Raw genomic sequence first — 20,179 nt, forward strand, 5'->3', positions numbered from 1 at the left:
GAGGAGGAGAAGGAGAACATGAAGAAGGCGTTATGGCAGCACTGGATCGGGGCATTCCTAATTTTCATTCTGACGGCAACAGCACTGCTGGGGCCAGGTTCACAGGGTCCGGTACAGGCTGCGGCAGCACCGCTTACTGTATCGCAGGCTATAGCTGCTCAGAGTGGTGGAGGAACGGCGACGGTAGAGGGTTATATTGTTGGACATGCTACCGGCTCTCTTACAGCCAAGTTTACATCTCCTTACGCCAATGATTATAACTTCCTGATTGCGGATTCTCCGTCAGAGAAGGCCAACGCCAAATTGTTGGACGTACAAGTTTCCTCTTCATTCCGCTCACAGTATGGACTTGCTTCCAATCCGAGCCTTGTCGGCAAAAAGGTCATCGTAACCGGAACACTTGGTGCATACAACAGCTATGCAGGACTCAAGAACCCAACCTCCATTACACTCTCTACCGGAACAACCAATCCTGACCCGGAACCGGGCCCAGGGACGACACTGCCTGATGGTACAGGCAAGAAGGTGTTGTTCGATAATACCCATGCCCAAACAGCTGGGGCAGCGGACTGGATCATTGATGGGGCATTTTCAGACTTCGCGAACGGGCTTCGAAACGCAGGCTTTGCCGTGGATCAGCTTGAGCGCAGCATCCCGTATACTTTTGGTGAGCAGGCCATCACGTACAATACGTTAAAAGATTATGATGTCTTCGTCATCGGCGAAGCCAACGTGCCGTTTAAAGCAACGGAGCAGGCTGCCCTGCTGCAATACGTACAGAACGGGGGCAGCGTCTTTTTCATCTCCGATCACTATAATGCAGACCGAAACAAAAACCGCTGGGATTCCTCCGAGGTGTTTAACGGATACCGCCGTGGAGCATTCCTGAACCCGGCCAAAGGCATGTCCTCGGCAGAAGCCGAATCTCCAGCGATGCAGGGAGTTACAAGCTCTGACTGGCTGGCAAGCAACTTCGGCATCCGTTTCCGCTACAATGCACTGGGTGACGTCAATGCCACTGATATTGTGGCTCCATCACAGTCATTTGGAATTACAAGCGGTGTCAATGCGGTGGCGATGCATGCCGGATCTACCTTGGCCATCATTGATCCTAACAAAGCCAAGGGATTGGTTTATGTGCCAAGCGGCGTATCCAAATGGAGCAGCGCCGTGGATCAGGGCGTGTACAATGGCGGTGGGCGTGCTGAAGGCGCATATGCGGCCATTGCCAAGGTAGGCGCAGGCAAAGCCGCATTTATCGGCGATTCCTCACCGGTGGAAGATGCGACTCCGAAATATTTGCGAGAAGAAACAGGAGCCTCCAAGAAAACCTATGACGGATTCAAGGAAGTGGACGATGGTACGTTCCTGGTCAACACTGTAAAATGGCTTGCGGTAAAAGAAAGCTATACGAGTCTGTCGCAGGTATCTGGCCTGACATTGGACACACCGACGAGCCTGCTTGCCATAGAGACTCCGGCAAACTCCACAGAACCACAGCTTGAGCCATGGTCTGCTCCGGCTGCAGGATATAAATGGTACGATCCAACGACGTTTAAGAAAGGTTCTTATGGCGCCGTTACACCTTAAGGTAGAATCTTAAGGAGCTGCTTGGCTGTCTGAAGCCTGTTTGTGACGCTAACGTTGCAAACAGGCTTTTCCTATTTGCTGAAACATGACAAGGCTCTGATCGGTATAAATGAATCGTACCGCGGGAAACGTATAGGTTAACTATGTTGGCATCAATCCAGAAGGAGAGGCGGTAAATAATGACCCGGCAAGCAGACTGTGACAGTTCGACCATGAGACAGAGGCTGAAGGAAGATTTGCATCGTGTAGCGGATCGCATGAATCGGACACTGACCCGTTTTGACAATGACAGTGTCTGTCTGCTCGCGCAATTCGCTGAGATTCGTACCGAGATCAAGCAGATTGAGGTGCTCGCCTCTTCCTTTTATCTGGATTGTTACCTGTCTCCCTTTACTGAAAAATTCGCTGAGCTGACGGCAAGTGTACAGCATCTGTCTGATCGCAGATATGGTGCTCTTATCGTTATAGAACGTGAAATCCCTCTTGAACCTATAATTCATTCGGGTGTTGCTGTGGATGCGCGAGTGACCCATGCGCTGCTTGAATCCCTTTTTATCCCCGGTGCACCGCTGCATGATGGGGCAGTTCTGGTCCGCGGCAACCAGATTGTCTCCGCAGGCAATGTCCTCCCATTGTCCCAGGCTGCAGCAGGGGAACGTAAAATGGGTACACGCCACCGTGCCGCTCTGGGGCTAAGTGAATTGACAGATGCCGTTGTACTGGTTGTTTCCGAGGAAACGGGACAAGCTTCTTTTGCCGTGGACGGGGATTTGCATCCCATAAATGTCGTTGAGACCATTCATTAACGATAGGCGGTAGGAGGCTTCCTAGCTTCGTATTCGTCTTACATCGTGATGTGATTTTGCACATTCTGAGATTATCTAGGTACAATAGAGGATGGCAAAAATACAGAAGCCTTGTGGATTACTTGCAAAAATGGTTGGAGGAGACGGTTAAACATGAGTTGGTTTGAAGTAATGGAGCAGCATGATTATGAGGAACTGGTCCTGTGTCAGGACAAAGCTTCCGGGTTAAAGGCGATCATCGCCATTCACGATACAACACTCGGCCCTGCACTCGGCGGTACTCGGATGTGGACATATGCTTCTGAAGAGGCTGCTATAGAAGACGCACTGCGCCTTTCGCGGGGGATGACATATAAAAATGCCGTATCCGGCTTGAATCTTGGCGGCGGTAAAGCTGTGATTATCGGCGACCCGCGCCGCGACAAGAATGAAGCGATGTTCCGTGCATTCGGCAGATACATTCAAGGTCTGAATGGGCGATATGTAACTGCAGAAGACGTGGGGACCTCGGAGGAAGACATGAACCTGATTTATCAGGAAACGGATTATGTAACAGGCATATCGCCAAGCTACGGGTCGTCCGGGAACCCATCTCCTGCTACGGCCTGGGGAGTGTACCGGGGGATGAAGGCAGCGGCCAAAGAGGCCTTTGGCACGGATCTGCTGGAAGGCAAAATCGTTGCCGTTCAAGGTGTCGGCAATGTAGCCATGAGTCTGTGCAAGTATTTATACGAGGAAGGTGCCCGCTTGATTGTGACGGATATTCATAAGGATTCCGTGAAGCAAGCAGTGGACCGGTTCGGGGCAACGGCTGTTGATCCGGGAGAGATTACCGGCGTTGAATGTGACATCTATGCACCATGTGCTCTAGGCGGAACAATTAATGACGATACACTCAAAACGCTCAAAGCCAAAGTGGTTGCAGGCTGCGCCAACAACCAGCTGCTGGAACCACGTCATGGCGATATTTTACATGAGAGAGGTATCGTTTATGCTCCGGATTACGTGATTAATGCAGGCGGAGTCATCAACATCGCGGACGAATTGAATGGTTATAACTCGGAGCGTGCGTGGAGCAAAATCGGAGAAATTTACACCAGTTTGGAGAAAATTTTCGAAACCTCCCGTACCGAAGGCATTGCAACGTATATTGCCGCAGATCGTTTGGCTGAACGCCGAATTGAGCTGATGAAGAATACACGCAGCACCTTCCTGCAGCAAGGTCATCACGCACTGAGTGCTCGCCGACTGCGTGGGTAAGTTCAGAAGGAATCCATGAGATTCATACAGGCAGAATGCATTTAAGATAGCCAAGGAGGCAGGTATTCCCGAAAGGAATGTCTGCCTCCTTTTTGATAGGTTAACCTTTTAACAGCGTTTTGGGTTACTTTTGCTGCTGCATTTGATCCTTGAAGCCGCCTTTGTAGGTGGTCGTTGGTGCTTTGACTTTATCGATTAACAGAATGCCATCATATTGTTCAGTGGGAATGAAGTTCATTGACATCGGATGAATGACTTCATCCACCATGCCATCCTCTGCTGCAAAGACCGGGCGGGACAACCAGGCTGCAGCACCTGCAGCGTCTTTGGCTTCGGAGAGATCAATGTATGTATTACGGTAGCCGGATTTCATTAAGGTATATTCCAGACTACCGCGAGGCATCGGAGAGATATCAAACGTTTGGCCTGTGGAAATCTCGCTCGCTTGTCCTTCATTCATATAAAGCCCGATTACATACATGTCATCCTGCAGCTTCTCATGCATCATTTCGCCCATGCTTTTGAAGCTGGATTGCCACAACCCGGAGTTCCCGTTAATTTCTCCGATTGGAGGATTGAGAATGGTCGATGTGCTCTTGGCGAGATGGTCATTGTGAGCCCAAAGAATGAATTTTTTACCTGGGTACATGACGTCCATTAGCCACTCCAGATTATCGGCCATGGCACGGTCGCGGAATTCGTAACTCTCCCGAGTGTCGTAAGCAGCCATCTCGATAAATTTGCTCCGGTCCTTCAGCACACGGATCATCATGTCAGCCAGTTTCGGGTTGTCCGGTAAGGACTTTACGAGTTCCTGCTTATGCTCGGTGACCCATTGAACTAATTCCTCGTACTGCGGGGCATAAGCATCCTTCACTTGATGGATGGCCGCCTTGAATTCGGGATTGTTGTCGCTGTCGATACCATATTTGTTAAGGACGGTATACAAATCCGTGATGCCCTGCATCTCAAACGCATAGAACTGCTTGCCTCTGGCAGGATCCAGACTGCTAATCCAGTCACTGATAAATTGGGTTAAGTACCCGGTCGTAAACTGCATATCATATCCTGCCAGAATCAGTGGATGATCCGTCTTGCTCTGCTCCTGAATGTATTCGTAGAGGCCGAGTGTCTCCTGCGAGTGCCAGATCGGGAAAATGGACAGCTCCATCATCTGGGCAGGCGTCAGGTTTGCTCCTTGTTCATAGGCAACGGCTGCATCCCCCATGCCGGATTCGAAGGCAATGACATCATAGCCGAGTTCTTCATGCAAAAATTTGATCATGCGCGTTTTGATGGCACTGTATTCGGCAACCCGGTGAAAGTTCTCTCCCAGGCTAACTACTTTCTTGTCCTGCAGCAATGGCTTCAGAAAGGCAAGGTCACTGTAGTTGTCCGAGGTCAGGGATGTGATCTCATGGGCATGCTCCTGCACCCATTGCTCCTTAGCTATAGGTGAGGCTGCTGCCGAAGCGGAGCCAGCAATCATGGCAATAGCCATGCCGAGTACGGCTGTTTTTTGAATAAAACGATGTTTCAGGTTCATGATATATATCCTCCGTATGAATGTTGTGTTGAATCCATAACGCAAGGATACGGGCTAATTCTAAAGAAAGTATAACGCGGATCTTAGAACGTAATGCATTTCTGATTCAGCAGCTTTATAAATTCATCCAATGCGGTACTGACATACCGCCCCTCCCCACGTACAAAGGTTGTTGTGGTATGGGTAAACTGCTCAGCCAGATCATGTACAGTGTACGCATCCGGGTTCTTATGGATCACACTGCAAGGCATAATCGTATATGCAATGCCTGATTCTACACAGCTGAGCAAGTTCTCCATCGTACTCACTTCAATCATATTTCGCGCAGATAGCCCTTCTTTCTCTAAAAACATTTCCGTAATTTCACGGTAGGGGCAGCCCTGAGGGAACACTACCCATGAGACCTGGCACAGGCTCTCAATGGGTGTCTCCGTTCGTTTAGAAATAATATGCACAGTGTCTTGCATTTCATATTCCACTCTTAACCCTTCTTTAACACAGGCCCCGCTGATAAACGCGCCATCAATTTCATTCGTCTGTATTTTGTGGCGAAGCACTTTTGGAGCGGTGGCGTTCACTAGCGAGATGGATACCTTTGGATGTGTAATTTGGTATTCGTTCAGAATTTCCATGAAGCGGCTTGAAGCAGCCGTCTCCACGATTCCGATTTTTAATGTACCGGATGGCTCCCCAACATCCTTCATATCCTCTTCCAGGTCATGCAGCAGATTGTGAATACGTTCGGCATATTTAATAAACTGTTCTCCTTTGGCTGTGGGTACCACGCCCTTGTGGAATCGGTTGAACAGTTGTACTTCATACTCCTGTTCCAGCTTTTTGATGCGTGTAGTGACATTAGACTGGGCATAGTTCAGTTCTCTGGCGGCTTGCGAGATTTTACCTGACCGTCCGACGGCTAGAATGATATCGATATCGGATAACTCCATGGGGTTGCCTCCTGATTGTTGGAATCTCTTCAAATACTCTTCAAATAATAAATAAATGGACATGAGATATCTCTCATAGTGATACTTCTATATATTTTAATCATTTTACGATATGTCTGAGCTAGCCTACAATATCCTTAATTACGATGAGAGAAGGGATCGCATGAATAATCTTTTTAATTTACTCAATCCGGTTAAGATCAATCAGTGGCAGCTAAGAAATCGTATTGTGATGGCGCCGTTAACAAGAGGATTTGCGAATGATGCGGATGGTACGGTGACAGAGGAGATGGTGGCCTATTATGAGCAGCGTGCACGAGATGGTGCAGGTCTGATTATTACGGAGGGGATTAACCCCTGTCTGGCTGGCAAAGGAACGTATGGCATACCTGGCTTGTATACGGAAGAGCAAGCGATCTCATGGCAAAAGGTAACGGAGGCCGTTCACAGACAGGGCGGGACGATCATTGCCCAACTCTGGCATGTCGGTAGATTGTCCCACTCTGATCTCATTGGAAGAACACCGCAGGCGCCTTCAAGTATTCAGGCTGAGGGGAAGGTGCATAAGTTGCACAAGCCATATCAGATTCCCGAAACGATGGGCACACATGATATTCAGAGTACAATTCATCATTTTCAGATCGCTGCCCGTCATGCCGTGCTGGCCGGATTCGATGGAATTGAGCTGCATGCAGCTCATGGATATTTAATTGATCAGTTCATCAGTGAGAAAACGAATCACAGAACCGACGAATATGGAGGCGGGATTCAGGGGAGATTACGTTTTTTGAGAGAAATCATCCTGGCAGTAGAAAAAGAAATCAACGTGGACCGCATATCCATCCGATTTTCCGAGAAGAAGGATGATGACCCTTCCTACGTGTGGACAGATAAGGCGAGCATGATTAATGCTTATCTTAACCTGTTCCGTGAGACCGGTATTACGATTCTTCATCCTTCCACAGATCAGTATACAAGAGTCTGGGCGGGGGAGAAGACCTTTCATGAGATGATCAGGGAACAGTGGGAGCACACCATTATTGGAGTGGGGGATCTTGATATTCACACGGCAGAAGAAGGTCTGAATGATGGAGTCATTAATCTTGCCGCCTTCGGTCGGCCGTATATTGCTAATCCCGATCTTGTGCACAGATTGCGCACAGGTGAGCCGTTAGTTGAGTACGATGTGACTAAGCATTTGCCTATATTGGTCTGAAAAAAAGGGGGCAGCTCTAATCCGGAGATTAGGCTGCCCCTTCCTGTTGTTACGGGATACAGTTATGAGCTGCTGACAATGCCGGGTTTCTTTTCAGTGAAATAGTAACCGAGGGCCAGCAGCGGCATGATCATGCCGATCAGTGTCGTCAGACTCCAGCCACCTGATGCGTAAGACCAGCTTCCAATAGAGGAACCAAGGGCACCACCAATAAAGAAGATCGACATGAAGATTCCGTTCACCCGTCCTCTGGCTTCGCCAGCAAGGGAGTAGATGACGCGCTGCCCCAGAACGAGATTGCCCGAGACGGCCATGTCGAGCGTAATGGCGACTATGACCAGCAGAACCAGCTCAGCAGTCGAATGTCCCTGGAACACGTACGCAAGGCCGAAGGATAGAACAGCTATCACTATGGCGAGCCCGGTCAATATCCGGGTCAGGCCTTTGTCTGCCCATCTGCCCGCGATGGGAGCCGCAATGGCCCCGCCCACCCCGGCTAGGGCAAACCACGCAATGCCCTGCTGAGTCATGCCAAAATCATTCGCCAGCCGCAAGGGTACGGTGGTCCAGAAGAGACTAAAGGCACCAAACAAGCTGGCCTGATACAGCGCCCGGCGGCGCAGCATGGGCAGCGTTTTAAACAGGGTACCCAGTGAAACAATGAGCTGACCATATTTCATTGCAGGCTGAGGCTTGCGTGTAGGAAGAGCACGTGTTAATAGCAGAGTGAGCAGTGCAATAACGATAGCGGAGAAGATAAAGACAGCCTGCCAACCAAAAGCATCCGTAATGAAGCTTGCCAACGGGCGAGCCAGCATGATGCCAAGAAGAAGGCCGCTCATGACATTGCCTACAACCTGCCCGCGCTGTTCTTCCGAAGTAAGGTAAGTCGCGTAGGGTACGAGAATCTGGGCAACGACGGAACCTACACCGATAACCAGAGAGGCCGTTAGAAATAATACAGCATGAGTGGAGAACGCTGCTGCAGCCAAGGCAACAACCAGTAATACCAGAAAGGAAGTTACGAGCCGCCGATTCTCCATAATGTCACTGAGCGGTACGATAAACAGCAGTCCGATGACATAACCAATTTGCGTTAACGTTACAATTAATCCTGCCGCAGCAGACGACAATCCTGTCGTATCACTGATCGGTCCGATTACGGTCTGTGCGTAGTACAGATTAGCCACAATGAGTCCGCATGCCGCAGCCAAAAGGAAAACCAGCCAACGGGGAACCTGTTTTGCTTGCACATCGTTTTTCATGTTCATGATTATCATCCTCCACATGGTATTAAATTACTACTCAGTATGAGTCAATACAGCTGGAATCATTATTTTCTAAACAGTTCGTTCACTAATCACAAACATATAATAAACTAAACGTTTAGTATTGTAAATAGGCGTGATAAAAAATGTTTTGAGATCAGCAGCATCGTCGGAGGGTCAAATTGTTTATGTGGAGGGCAATTTAGTATAATGAACGTATCGTTTTTAAGAAAACAGAAAAGCAATGTACGGTTAGAAACAAGAAGGGATTGGTTTAAATGACAGCCAAAAGAGGGCGTCCCCGTAACATGGAAACCCAGAATGCCATTCTGGCAGCTGCGTATGAGTTATTGCTGGAACATGGCTTTGCCGCGATTACGGTAGAAAAGATAGCTGAGCGAGCGCAAGTAAGCAAAGCAACCATATATAAATGGTGGCCCAATAAGGGGGCTGTCATTATGGATGGATACATGTCGGCCATGACAGCAAGATTGCCTGTCCCGGATACAGGATCGGTATTTGAGGATGTACGTATTCATGCGAGTAATATGATTCATTTTTTGACCAGCCAGGACGGAAAGGCCATTACAGAGATTATCGGAGAAGGGCAGTCAGATCCAGGTCTTGCGGTAGAATACCGGACCAGATATATTCAGCCTCGCAGGCGTGAAGCGTGGGGAATTATTGAAAAGGGCGTAACGCGGGGCGAATTGAAGAGTGACCTGGATATCGGTTTGTGTATCGACATGATCTACGGGCCAGTGTTTTATCGCATGTTAGTGACGGGGGAACCGATGGATCCAGAGTTTGTACATAGACTATTGGATTCACTATTTGCAGGGATTAAGTCTGATTAGTGGAGCGAAAGAACGAAAGCCGAAGGGGGAGCAGGGCGATTCTCATGAATCACCCTGTATGGAGGCGTATCTGGCGAGGCTGCGTCATACCTGAAACAGGGGAGAGATGGCTGGGGGCCAAGAAGCAGAAGGGTCGGAGGCAGAGGGAGGAGATTGCTGGCTTAACATGGGGGGATCATTCCATACTACACTCGGCAATTCTCGTCGCAATACAGGTGCTACGTCTTGGGCAAAGCGCTCCACTTGCTCCAGCTGCTCACTATGGCTGAGTCCATCCACACTAATGCTCAGCACCTGATGTCCAAACGCGGCGTGGTAGTCCATGATTTTCTCAATGACCTGTTCCGGACTACCAATAAGCACGGGGCCACGTGCAATGTTATCTTCCAGATCTGTGAAGGGTGACTGATTATGCTGTGCGGCTGCGGTAGCATGAAAAGCATTATAGTAAGGTGTGTAGCGACGAATCGCCTCCTCACGAGTATCTGCGAGATACAGGCTGCCTGCTCCCGATCCGATCACCGCGCGGCTTGCATCATGACCATAATGATCGAGGCGTTCAAGGTAATGGTCAATCAATGCTTTGTATTTTGCCTGGGGATGAAAAGAATTCGAAGTGAAGAGCGGCTCACCATATTTCGCTGCCAGTTCAGTAGAGAGGGTACTCGACGCGCTGCCATGCCAGATTGGAATGGACTGCTGGAGTGGTCTCGGCCAAGTGGTAACCTCATGAAGGGGAGGTCGATACGTGCCCTGCCAGGTTACGTTCTCCTCCGTCCACAGGCGCTTCAGCAGTTCATAACGTTCAGCAAGGGAAACCCACTGTTCCTCTTCACGAATGCCAAACAGCGGATAGTGCCGGGGGTCATTGCCTTTCCCGATGATCATCTCCAGCCGTCCACCAGATAACTGATCCAGCGTTGCATAATCCTCTGCAACCCGCACCGGATCGAGTATGCTTAGAACAGTGACTGTGGTAAGCAACCGGATACGAGAGGTAGCTGCAGCTATAGCAGTCAATACAACTGGAGGTGAAGAGGACAGAAAAGGTGCCCCGTGCCGCTCACCAATCCCGTATGCATCGAAACCCAAACGTTCGGCCAGTCTGGCTTGCTCCAGAATGTTGTGGAATTTCTGCTGTGTTGTGAGAGCTTCGCCAGTGACCGCATTAGGCAGGTTCATCATGAGGCTAAACAAGGCAAATTTCATCTGAACTTCTCCTTGAACTGGATTGGCCAGTCTGTGTTGTTTAATCCTATGGAAATAGTAGGATATTATGAGTTAAACTTACTGTAACATGTCCGTTTCGATTCTTCTAATGGATTTTTTCTATAAGACGAAATATATTCAATATAAATGTCTAAATGTGCAGGAAATTGCCACGATTTTTATTGACCGCTGTAAAATTTAGGATTAAAATTGTACTTATCATAGAAATTCAAATTTCTGGATTTTCATTGTGGAGGTGGGAGACATGGAACCTACAACTACGATACGCTCAAATATTGAGGATTACATCAGGAAACAGGGGTATACCCTTCAATACTTTGCTGATATATCGGGTGTTAACGCCGGGACGTTAAGTGCAATTATCAAAGGTACACGGCCGATCGCCATGGCTCAATTGGACCTCATCACCCAGGGCATGAAGCTGGAAGAGGGCCACTTCTACGAAATATATGGTGCTGAATGTTTTGTGGAGTCCGCACCGCACTGGAGAAGGCTGGAGCCGTTCCTGCAACGCTGCGCTGAGTTGGACAAGCTGGACTGCATACAGAGGGTAATTCAGCAAGTGACGGATGACCGCTCCTATGTGTCCGAATTGTTCGAGCTGGCCGAGTATATGCTTGAACGTGATCAGAAGAAGGCTGCGCGAATGCTGTACGAATGTGTCGCCGAGTGCGAGAAGTACCAGCACTCCGAACGCCTGGCACTATGCCATTATCGCATTTTCACCTTGTCTCTTGGCCAGGACCAGCATGAGAATCTCAGGGCCGCAGTTCACTTCGAGCCGTATATTAACCGGCTGGATGAAGAGCGACAGCTGGACGCGATTAAGGATCTGGCGAATACATATCTGGCCCTGAGGTATTGGGATAAGGTGTTCGAGCTGGCCGAGGAATTGGATCAAAAAACAAAAATTTTGCAATCGTACACAAAGAGAAAAAACGATAAAAGCAATCGACTTACAATATACCCCTTGTTCGTTTACAGAGCGTATTCAAACTTGCTAAAGTCATCAACATGTGAGAGGCAGGGGCGATATAAAGACGCTCTCAAATACACTGAGCTATATTCTAAGCTTGCCAAAGTTTCTGAACCCGATGAGGAAGATCAGATATATATTGAAAAATTCGCAATTTGGACGGAAGCAAATACTTATCTGTATAAATTAATGATGGGCGACCCAAGCATTTTGCCCTCTTACGTGAAATTTATTGAGAAAAATGAGAGAGAAGTGCTGCCTGCCATGATTAATATTTTGGAGATGGCTAATAAATTTGGCCAAAATATTGATGAGATTCTTGATAAATTTAGTGATCAAATTAATTCGGAAATAGCTCGACTTAGAGGCTACACTGAACAGGTCAAACTTGATATGTATATTACGTTCTTGTTAGAACGGTCAGTGTATCTCTTAAATCGATGTGAATATCTAGAGGGCTTGAGGCAGCTGATGCATTGTCTAGGGGAATCCGTTAAAATTAATAATCAAACAGATATAATTCATTGTGTAGCAATATATGAGAGATATAGAAACACGGCAATTGCTGAAATAGAGCATCAATATAAATTAATAATGATGGAGGTTCATAAACGCTATGATAAAAAAGAAAACTCTTTATTTAATCTTGCTTAGCTTCATTTTAATTAACATTGGTCAAATGGAAATTTTGAATAACATACCGTCAATAACTACATTACTTACAGTTCATGGGGGCGGAGGATTATAACAACTAAAATAATGTTAATTTATGAAGAAGCTTACCTTCCGAAATTGAAAGGTAAGCTTCTTCATTTTTCTCAGATTGACCAATGTGAAATATAGGATTAAAATAACATTTATTATATAAATTGAATTATATTTCTTTTTATATTGAAAGAGGTGGGAGAATGGAAACTACACCTACGATATGTTCATACATTGAGGACTACATGAAAAAACGAGGTCATAAACTTCAACATTTTTCTGATATTACGGGAATTAATGTTGGGTCATTAAGTGGCATTCTTAAAGGTAGTAGATCTATGTCTATGAACCAACTGGATCAGATTACTTCTGCAATGGGGTTAGAAAAGGGATATTTCTATGAAAGGTATGGGGTTGAGAATTTTATTGAATCTGCACCCCATTGGAGAAGATTAGAACCCTTTCTATATGGCTGTGCTGAACTTAACAAGCAGGAATGTATTAGAAAGATTGTTGTGCAGGTGACGGATAATCGATCTTATATTTCGGAATTGTTTAGAATGGCTGAAAACTTATTTAGCAGAGGATTGAATGAAGCTGCTCTCGTCTTATATGAATGTGTAGCGGATAGTGAGAAGTACCAACATTCTGAACGATTGGCATTATGCCAGTACCGGATTTTCTTGCTTCTTAAAACAATGAGTAAATTAGAAAATACCAATGCTGCGGTAAAATTTGAGGCTTATATAGATAAGTTGAATGAAGAGGTACAGCTTGATGCTATTAAAGATTTGGCTAATGTCTATAGTACAATGCATCAATGGGATAAGGTTTATGAATTGGCCGAAGAACTGGAACGCAGAGTTGACTTTCTACTTAAGTTTCAATCCAAAAGGCCAAGGAATAAAAAAAGGATTTCTTTCTATCCTCTATTTACATATAAAGCTTATGCAAATCTGCTAAAGGCAAATGTTTCTGAAGTGCATAAGCAATATATGCAAGCATTGAGATACACAGATATCTATGTGGACTTAATGGAGGAGGTCAACGATCCAACGAAAGAAGAAAAAGAATTAATAGAACGATTCAAAGGATGGGCTGAAGGGAATAGATGTTTGTATAAGTTACTTTCAGGGGATTTTAAAGTTTTGGGTACTTATTTGGATTACCTCGACGATAATCCCAAAGAGATCTTAACAGCATTTGTTTATATTGTACAGGCAGCTAATAAGTACCTATTCAATATTGATTGTGCATTAGATAGATTTTCGACTTATATCAATCAAATCAGAACGGACAATCATGTAAAAGGAACATATAATAAACAGGCCTTGAATTACAGATATATGCGTCTATTTTTTGAACTTGCAAAGTACAGACTAAATCAAAAAAAATTCAGGCATGGAATTGAACTATTAATTGTCAGTTTACAGCGCTCTTCTTTAAGCAAAGATGACATTATGTGTATTCAATGCATAGACTTATATGGGAAATACAGAGCTCATGCCAGTAAGGATCAGGAGGAACAGTATAAAAATTTAGTAGAGAGTTTAAGTAGTAAAATTTAGAATATAACCCTGCTAGTATGAGAGGATTGAAACTTCTTATTTTAAATTGATTGAGGATACTGACATACAAATTCCAAAACTTCAGATCTTAATTGAAGTCAGTTAATGCACGCACATTAAGATCAAAGAAAAGATCCATTGTCATTAGATAAACTGTATTAGCTTGCCTCTCTATTAACTTCTATAATTTAAGATCATTCTCCAATGTTAAATTGTATATATTCCCCTTAGGTAAGAATAACTTAATCAAAGAAAATGTATATAAATTGTTCATCAAGATGTGAGTTTTAAAGTATGAGTAAAAATCAATAATGGGCGCATGTTATGATAGAACCAGGAAGTTCAAATAAAGACGGGGTGATTTGTTAATTTTTTTCAAAACCTACTAACCAAATGAAAAACCGCGCAATCATGAAGCATGCTTTTGCGGTTTTCCATTTGGTTAGATTCTGCATTGAAATTTAAGAAAGAAACTCAAGCTGGTAAATCTGAACATTTAAAATGATAATAATGATTGGTTTATACAGCCTCGACTGTTCGTTTCATAGTAATTTTTTTAATTGCACACAAAATAAAAAACAATACAATACACATGCCTAACTTAATGCCAATATCAGTGAAACGTTGAACATTGCCTGCAAAAAAGATGCTGTATCCACTGGTTACCTGTGAGTTGAATTTGTCAGAAAAAAATATATAGTACATTCCGAAGATTAACATATGGGACATGGTATACATCACAGAGAAAAAGAAGGGCATAATAGAAATATAAATATTCTTACTGATAACAAACAAAATTAAGGTTTGGACTGATAGTATACAACCACCAATAAGCATGAAACCACTACGGTCCGAGAAATCGTATGCGCCACTAAAAAAAAGATGCTCAAAAAGATTAAATGAATCTAATTTGCTTAGTAAATTTTTGAAAACACCAAAGTATGCCTGTAAATAGCCTAAAGCAAACAAAGTGGGGATTGATAGCAAAGACCATCTATCAACATTTCTTCGAGTAATTAATAAAGCACCACTTAACGCACAAATTGTAATAAGTATTATTGGGAAAATTTCTATTAATTTATTGTGAAATCCATAATGGTTTGCAACTAGTCCTAAAACTAAAGATCCTATAAATAAGAAGCCACTTGTACATAATAATGAAAGAATGACTTTGCTTGATAAGCCAAAGGTTTCTTTTGTCAACTTACTTCTTATACTGATTGGGTCACCAAAGGATTCCAAAGCTTTTTTTGTTGCTTGATCAGAAGAATATCCTTCATTAATATAATGTTCTTTTGATGAATGTATATGTGCAGCCATTTCTTCTGCCCAATCCGCTCGTTCTTTATTAGATAAAAAGGAGTTTTTAAACACTCGGTTTAAATAAAGTTGAATATCCACTAGTTCTACCTCCCAAAAAAATATTAATAATATTTGTGTTTTTTATCCATGAAATTTTAATTGATTCAAGCCGAGTTCGTCCTTCCTTTTTGATTCGATAGTACTTTCGTCTAGGGCCACCGTTTTGTTCTACCCAATATCCTTCGATACAATTATTGGCTTCTAATCTTTTTAAAGCAGGATACAAAGTTCCTTCTTTGAGAAGGAATTCCCCATGAGTTATTTCATTTATATACTGGGATATCTCATAGCCATATGCATCTCGTTGAATCAAGATGGATAGTATAATCCCATCAATGTACCCTTTAATCATTTCATTCTTCAATGTACACACCACCTACTATGTAATTCTATGTAGTTAAATTAACATATATTTGAAAATAAATCAATCCGAAAAGATTATTGTATGGAATTTAGATGGAGATCTGTTGCAGCAATGTTTTGAGTTTTTAATAATAAAATTTTTAAAATCTCTGTGAATGCAAGGGACCCACAAACCTTACACGAGCTTAAGGGCTGTGGGTCTGAAAGTATAATCTAATTTGTGCTAATTAGTATAAACATTCCCGGCTCCATCAACAGGCACTGTAGCCCAATTCACTATACGAATGTGATAATCGCTTCCGGCGGGTACACCTGTTAAGGAAATAGAGAATCTGTCGCCCGCGGCAGATGTAGAGTTGCCATAAACGGGTTCGGATTCTCCGATAGTCTTCCATCCAAGGAATGAATCTTGGGCAACTTGATAAGTTACATCTGCATGGTATTGTGTCCCAGCATATTGCCAACCTATAATATTAACTGCATTACCTACTGTAGAAAAAGAATTAATAGTGTAGTGAGCTCTACCATAATTAAATCCCGTGAAGGAGTAATAATCAACCATAGCTTGGGTAGTAAATTCTGGAGCATTTAATGCCGCAATAGTAGCAGGATCATCATCACCAAGAATCAATTTCCACTCATTATTCACTTTTTTAACATTAATTTCATTTTTGGATTCAATTCCTGAAACATTACCTTCAAAGGTAACTACAACATTTGACTCATCTTTTAAACTTGCCTCGATAATTTTCATTGATTCAAAGTCACTTACTGAATTATAATGCTCATATTTCGAGATTTGTTTTTCTGTACTCGGATATCTTAAATCAACTACTAACTCTGTGGCTTCTGCGAAATTCTCTTCAGACATAGCATCGAAAAACTCTTGTACAGCCAGTTTTGCAGCCCCATGTGGATCCTCAGATGCATGAATGGTAGATGTATTAGAGAAAAAAGCGCCTCCAATAATTGATAAAGACAACAATGGAACCAAAAATTTTGCTTTCATAAATTAACTTCTCCCTTCAATTTTAAAGAATCAACATCTTCGTTTAATTATTTCTTTTTGAAAGAATTAAGATTTAGCATAAACAAATTATAGGTTTTAAAATACGTGCTCACCTCTCTTTAAGGATTCATGGTTGAATAACACCTCCTTTTGTTTGATTTTAGTTTTTTTTGCATAACTTTATTTTTTTTATTCTAAGGAAAAAAGTGTATCTTATGGGATCATCTCTAGAAGACTCGCAGTATTAAATTAAGTGAATTGATTGATATATTTGTAAAAAAACACTCTGATTTGCAAAGGAATAAAATATGATTTTTTTGGCAATATATTCTAAAATGGTCCATAAAGAAGGGGGTGCATGCTATGAAAGGACCAAGTCAAGTTGTGGATCAGATTGAACGGAATAGGCAAGAATTAAGTCGTTTGGCGGAGCATCATGGCATGCAAGACTACAAAGTCCTTCAACAATCGATGGTACTGGACGAATTGATTAATGAATATAACCGTTTTAAATATAGAAAACAACAATATAGGAACAGACAACCGATTGCATAATGCAGTCGGTTTTTTAGTTTCAAGAAAGCGACGCAGCATTATTTCATCCACTGGTATAGACATCTCGTCTTATTGAATTAATTAGTTCATAGAAATAGTCGACTGTAGAGCGATACAGTCGGCTTTTTTTGGTTTTCATTGAAGGGAGGGTTGGTTTATCTTGAAATTCCATACCAATCCCAGTGTTGGCAGGATAGCCAACCATCAATGAAACTCGTTATGATATACGCCAACTATATATCCAGCGTAATTTTTGAAGGTGATTCTTGAATGACAGAAGTGGGAGGGATCCATTAAATGGACAAGGTGCTAGGTTGTTCAACAAGAAACATGAACCTGCGTACGAAGCTGCTGGTGTTGTTCGTTGTTCTCACTTTGCTTCCGCTAAGTTTGCAGGGAGTGGTCAACTATTACCATTTTTCACAGACGATTGATCGAAAAACCGAGCAGTTCACCATTGATATGATCCGGCAGATCAACACCAATCTGAATTGGCTGTTGAAGGATTTCGAGCGTATATCGCTCTTGCCGCTCTATGATCAGACGGTGCTAAGTATTCTGGGAAAGTACAATGCCCCAATGGGGACTGCTACTTGGGCAAGGTCCGACGATTACTTGAAGATGAAGCTCTATACTTCGGGTCAGGCCTATGATCGTCCGGAAATTCGCGGCATTCACTTGATCTCGAACAGTGGCATTCTGTTCTCCAATCTGGATTCATTGGCGGTGAAGCCGGTATGGGACAGTAGGCAGGATAATTGGTTTGCAGAGTTGGACGGATCGGAGGGAGAGTGGCGATTGCTCCCTCCGCATCATCCGAGCTATTACATAGACAAGGTTGAAGAAGCCTATATCTCTGTTGCTCGAGAGCTCCGTGATCCAGGCACGCTCAAACGGCTGGGATATATTCTGATTGATATCCGTATGGACGCCTTCCGTCAGCTGCTATCCAATCTGAATTTTGAGGAAAATGCGAGTCTCATGATTGTGGACAGCAAGCAGCGGCTTGTGTTTGAGCGAACTTCACTCGGTGGAAAATCCACATACAATCAGCTGCTGCAGCTGGAGCAGCTTCAAGACTATGCAGGAAATCAAAAGGTGGAATTGGATGGGAGCTCCTATCTGTATGTACGGCACCACTCAAACTATTCTGGATTATCAGTCATTAGTCTTACACCCATTTCTGTCATTCAAAAGGAATCAGGTAAAATGCTTTCGTTCACTTTTGGGTTCGCTATTCTGTGCATGGTGGGCGTAGCCATTCTGGCGGCTCTTATATCCTATCGTGTAACAAGGCCGTTAATCAGCCTGAAGCAAAATATGATTCGGGTGGAGCAGGGTGACTTTACCCAGCGTGTGGCAAGTTTCGGCAGTGATGAATTCGGACAGATTGGCCGGGGGTTTAATCGAATGATGGAAGAGATTCACCGCTTGTTTAACGAGGTGTTTCTACTCGGTATTCGAGAACGGGAAGCAGAGCTGTCGGCACTACAAAGTCAGATCCATCCTCACTTTATATACAATACGCTGGAGTCCATTAATATGATGGCCATCCGCAGGAAGCATGCAGAAGTGTCCAGCATGGTGACAGCGCTGGGCAAGCTGCTGCGTTACACCATTGATAAGGTGGATCGGATCGTACTCCTTCAGGAGGAATTAGCTTTTGTGCAATCATATGTACGCATTCAACAGGTGCGTTATAACGGAAGGCTGCAGGTGATTTTTGAAGTTGAAGAAGAGGTCATGGATGGTTTGATTCCCAAGCTGATTTTGCAGCCGCTCGTGGAGAACGCAGTATACCATGGAATTGAAGGGCAGGAGGATGGGGGAATGATTTGGATATCGGCTTTGAAGTTTGATCAGGAGCTGCTGCTTACCGTTCGAGATAATGGTAAAGGTCTAAGCCAAGAAGAGATTGACCAATGGAACGAGTCATTCTCCCTGCTCCCCTCGAGTGAATTCCTGCGTTGTAATGCTGGAGGTCATTTAGGGCTCACCAATATAGCACAGCGGCTCCATCTTATTTATGGACAAGGCGCCAGTCTGAGCGTTGACGGAAGTCTCGGGCAGGGTTTGGCTGCCACAATTACTATACCGCTGCAGGAGAAAGGGGATAACGTGCATGTATAGCGTTTTGCTTGTAGAAGATGAGAGGGTTATCCTCGACGGGTTACGAGAGTTGATTATTCAGACAGCTCCTGAGTTTCGCGTTATTGGTGAAGCTTCTGGAGGAACGGAGGCTCTGGATTTTATGAGAAGTAATGTGCCTGATGTACTGATTACGGATATTCGCATGCGAGAAATGGATGGACTGACCCTGGTATCCAAAGCGCGGGAAATGTACCCCGAACTGCTGATCATCGTCATCAGCGGCTATGGCGAGTTTGAGTATGCGCGCAGAGCGATGGAATATGGCGTACTGAATTACCTGCTGAAACCAGTGGAACTCCAAGAGTGGGTTACCGCCATTCATAAAATTCAATTGCTGCTGAACCGCAGGTACGGCATTTCATCCAGCCAGACGTTAGATACAACGAAGGAAGCACAGTGTAACAGTGGAGATACCCGAAAGACGATTCGTGATGTAAAGGAATATATCAGGCTTCACCCAGATGGAGATCTGCGCCTGCAGACCGTAGCAGCACTTGTTCATCTGAACCCAACCTACCTAAGCCAGCTCTTCAAAAATGAAACGGGGATAACCTTTTCTGAATATATCGCTGAGGTGCGCATGGAGCGGGCAAAGTGGCTGTTGGTCAACACCCAATTGAAAATCTATGACGTAGCAAGGTTGTCCGGTCATCAGAGTCCCAAACACTTCATGCTGGTGTTCAAACAGCAGGTGGGTTGGACGGCAGGGGAATATCGGAACCGATTCAGTACGGATGAGCAGCTATAGCAGGTGTCCTACAGCATAAGTC

General features: G+C 44.4%; 17 protein-coding genes. 10 read left to right on the forward strand and 7 right to left on the reverse strand.

What is annotated here, in order from left to right:
- Nucleotides 1-18: 18 nt before the first annotated feature.
- The 3 genes from CHI14_RS22800 to CHI14_RS22810 all read left to right on the forward strand — a co-directional run bounded on the left by CHI14_RS22800 (nucleotide 19) and on the right by CHI14_RS22810 (nucleotide 3,656).
- A complete protein-coding gene (locus CHI14_RS22800; RefSeq protein ID WP_095291582.1) occupies nucleotides 19-1,590 on the forward strand; it encodes a DUF6359 domain-containing protein in 1,572 nt (523 codons plus the stop codon).
- Between the two features lie 179 nt (nucleotides 1,591-1,769).
- On the forward strand, nucleotides 1,770-2,396 hold the full coding sequence (cdaS, locus tag CHI14_RS22805; protein WP_095291584.1) for a sporulation-specific diadenylate cyclase CdaS: 627 nt from the start codon (nucleotides 1,770-1,772) through the stop codon (nucleotides 2,394-2,396).
- A 153-nt stretch (nucleotides 2,397-2,549) separates the two neighbouring features.
- Nucleotides 2,550-3,656: a Glu/Leu/Phe/Val family dehydrogenase gene (locus tag CHI14_RS22810; protein WP_095291585.1), complete on the forward strand. Its 1,107-nt coding sequence runs from the start codon at nucleotides 2,550-2,552 to the stop codon at nucleotides 3,654-3,656.
- A gap of 124 nt (nucleotides 3,657-3,780) precedes the next feature.
- Here CHI14_RS22810 and CHI14_RS22815 read toward each other — a convergent pair whose 3' ends face one another.
- Nucleotides 3,781-5,202 (reverse strand): erythromycin esterase family protein, encoded by a 1,422-nt coding sequence (locus tag CHI14_RS22815; RefSeq protein ID WP_249281212.1) that lies wholly within the window; start codon nucleotides 5,200-5,202, stop codon nucleotides 3,781-3,783.
- Nucleotides 5,203-5,285: 83 nt separating this feature from the next.
- Entirely contained in the window at nucleotides 5,286-6,149 is an 864-nt protein-coding gene (locus CHI14_RS22820) for a LysR family transcriptional regulator (RefSeq protein ID WP_170948241.1), read from the reverse strand.
- 163 nt (nucleotides 6,150-6,312) lie between these two features.
- On the opposite strand from CHI14_RS22820, the gene CHI14_RS22825 reads away from it, so the two are divergent.
- On the forward strand, nucleotides 6,313-7,365 hold the full coding sequence (locus tag CHI14_RS22825) for an oxidoreductase (protein ID WP_095291587.1): 1,053 nt from the start codon (nucleotides 6,313-6,315) through the stop codon (nucleotides 7,363-7,365).
- A gap of 62 nt (nucleotides 7,366-7,427) precedes the next feature.
- Here the strand turns inward: CHI14_RS22825 and CHI14_RS22830 are convergent, their stop codons facing one another.
- The gene (locus tag CHI14_RS22830) at nucleotides 7,428-8,636 is read right to left on the reverse strand and encodes an MFS transporter (RefSeq protein WP_481856444.1); all 1,209 of its coding nucleotides are present in this window, start codon (nucleotides 8,634-8,636) and stop codon (nucleotides 7,428-7,430) included.
- A 275-nt stretch (nucleotides 8,637-8,911) separates the two neighbouring features.
- Between CHI14_RS22830 and CHI14_RS22835 the strand changes: the two genes are divergently transcribed.
- Entirely contained in the window at nucleotides 8,912-9,490 is a 579-nt protein-coding gene (locus CHI14_RS22835) for a TetR/AcrR family transcriptional regulator (protein WP_095291589.1), read from the forward strand.
- An 84-nt stretch (nucleotides 9,491-9,574) separates the two neighbouring features.
- Here the strand turns inward: CHI14_RS22835 and CHI14_RS22840 are convergent, their stop codons facing one another.
- Complete coding sequence (locus tag CHI14_RS22840; RefSeq protein ID WP_095291590.1) at nucleotides 9,575-10,699, reverse strand: LLM class flavin-dependent oxidoreductase; 1,125 nt, start codon at nucleotides 10,697-10,699, stop codon at nucleotides 9,575-9,577.
- Between the two features lie 265 nt (nucleotides 10,700-10,964).
- On the opposite strand from CHI14_RS22840, the gene CHI14_RS22845 reads away from it, so the two are divergent.
- The gene (locus CHI14_RS22845; RefSeq protein ID WP_095291591.1) at nucleotides 10,965-12,350 is read left to right on the forward strand and encodes a transcriptional regulator; all 1,386 of its coding nucleotides are present in this window, start codon (nucleotides 10,965-10,967) and stop codon (nucleotides 12,348-12,350) included.
- A gap of 254 nt (nucleotides 12,351-12,604) precedes the next feature.
- On the forward strand, nucleotides 12,605-13,969 hold the full coding sequence (locus CHI14_RS22850; protein WP_095291592.1) for a helix-turn-helix domain-containing protein: 1,365 nt from the start codon (nucleotides 12,605-12,607) through the stop codon (nucleotides 13,967-13,969).
- A 519-nt stretch (nucleotides 13,970-14,488) separates the two neighbouring features.
- Here CHI14_RS22850 and CHI14_RS22855 read toward each other — a convergent pair.
- The 3 genes from CHI14_RS22855 to CHI14_RS22865 all read right to left on the reverse strand — a co-directional run bounded on the left by CHI14_RS22855 (nucleotide 14,489) and on the right by CHI14_RS22865 (nucleotide 16,703).
- Nucleotides 14,489-15,370, reverse strand: a complete 882-nt coding sequence (locus CHI14_RS22855) for a permease prefix domain 1-containing protein (RefSeq protein WP_095291593.1) — start codon at nucleotides 15,368-15,370, stop codon at nucleotides 14,489-14,491.
- A complete protein-coding gene (locus CHI14_RS22860) occupies nucleotides 15,336-15,695 on the reverse strand; it encodes a PadR family transcriptional regulator (protein WP_095291599.1) in 360 nt (119 codons plus the stop codon). The genes CHI14_RS22855 and CHI14_RS22860 overlap by 35 nt, the downstream gene beginning before the upstream one ends.
- Nucleotides 15,696-15,917: 222 nt before the next feature.
- Nucleotides 15,918-16,703, reverse strand: a complete 786-nt coding sequence (locus tag CHI14_RS22865) for a nuclear transport factor 2 family protein (RefSeq protein ID WP_095291600.1) — start codon at nucleotides 16,701-16,703, stop codon at nucleotides 15,918-15,920.
- 363 nt (nucleotides 16,704-17,066) lie between these two features.
- Between CHI14_RS22865 and CHI14_RS22870 the strand changes: the two genes are divergently transcribed.
- From CHI14_RS22870 to CHI14_RS22880, 3 genes are all read left to right on the forward strand, one after another.
- On the forward strand, nucleotides 17,067-17,258 hold the full coding sequence (locus tag CHI14_RS22870; RefSeq protein WP_095291601.1) for an aspartyl-phosphate phosphatase Spo0E family protein: 192 nt from the start codon (nucleotides 17,067-17,069) through the stop codon (nucleotides 17,256-17,258).
- A gap of 297 nt (nucleotides 17,259-17,555) precedes the next feature.
- Nucleotides 17,556-19,388 carry a sensor histidine kinase gene (locus tag CHI14_RS22875; protein WP_095291602.1) on the forward strand — a complete coding sequence of 611 codons (1,833 nt, stop codon included), beginning with the start codon at nucleotides 17,556-17,558 and terminating at the stop codon, nucleotides 19,386-19,388.
- Nucleotides 19,381-20,157, forward strand: a complete 777-nt coding sequence (locus CHI14_RS22880) for a response regulator transcription factor (protein ID WP_095291604.1) — start codon at nucleotides 19,381-19,383, stop codon at nucleotides 20,155-20,157. Before CHI14_RS22875 ends, CHI14_RS22880 begins: the two co-directional genes overlap by 8 nt.
- Nucleotides 20,158-20,179 lie beyond the last annotated feature (22 nt).

The sequence above is a fragment of the Paenibacillus sp. 7516 genome (assembly GCF_002272715.1).
GTDB lineage: Bacteria > Bacillota > Bacilli > Paenibacillales > Paenibacillaceae > Paenibacillus > Paenibacillus illinoisensis_A.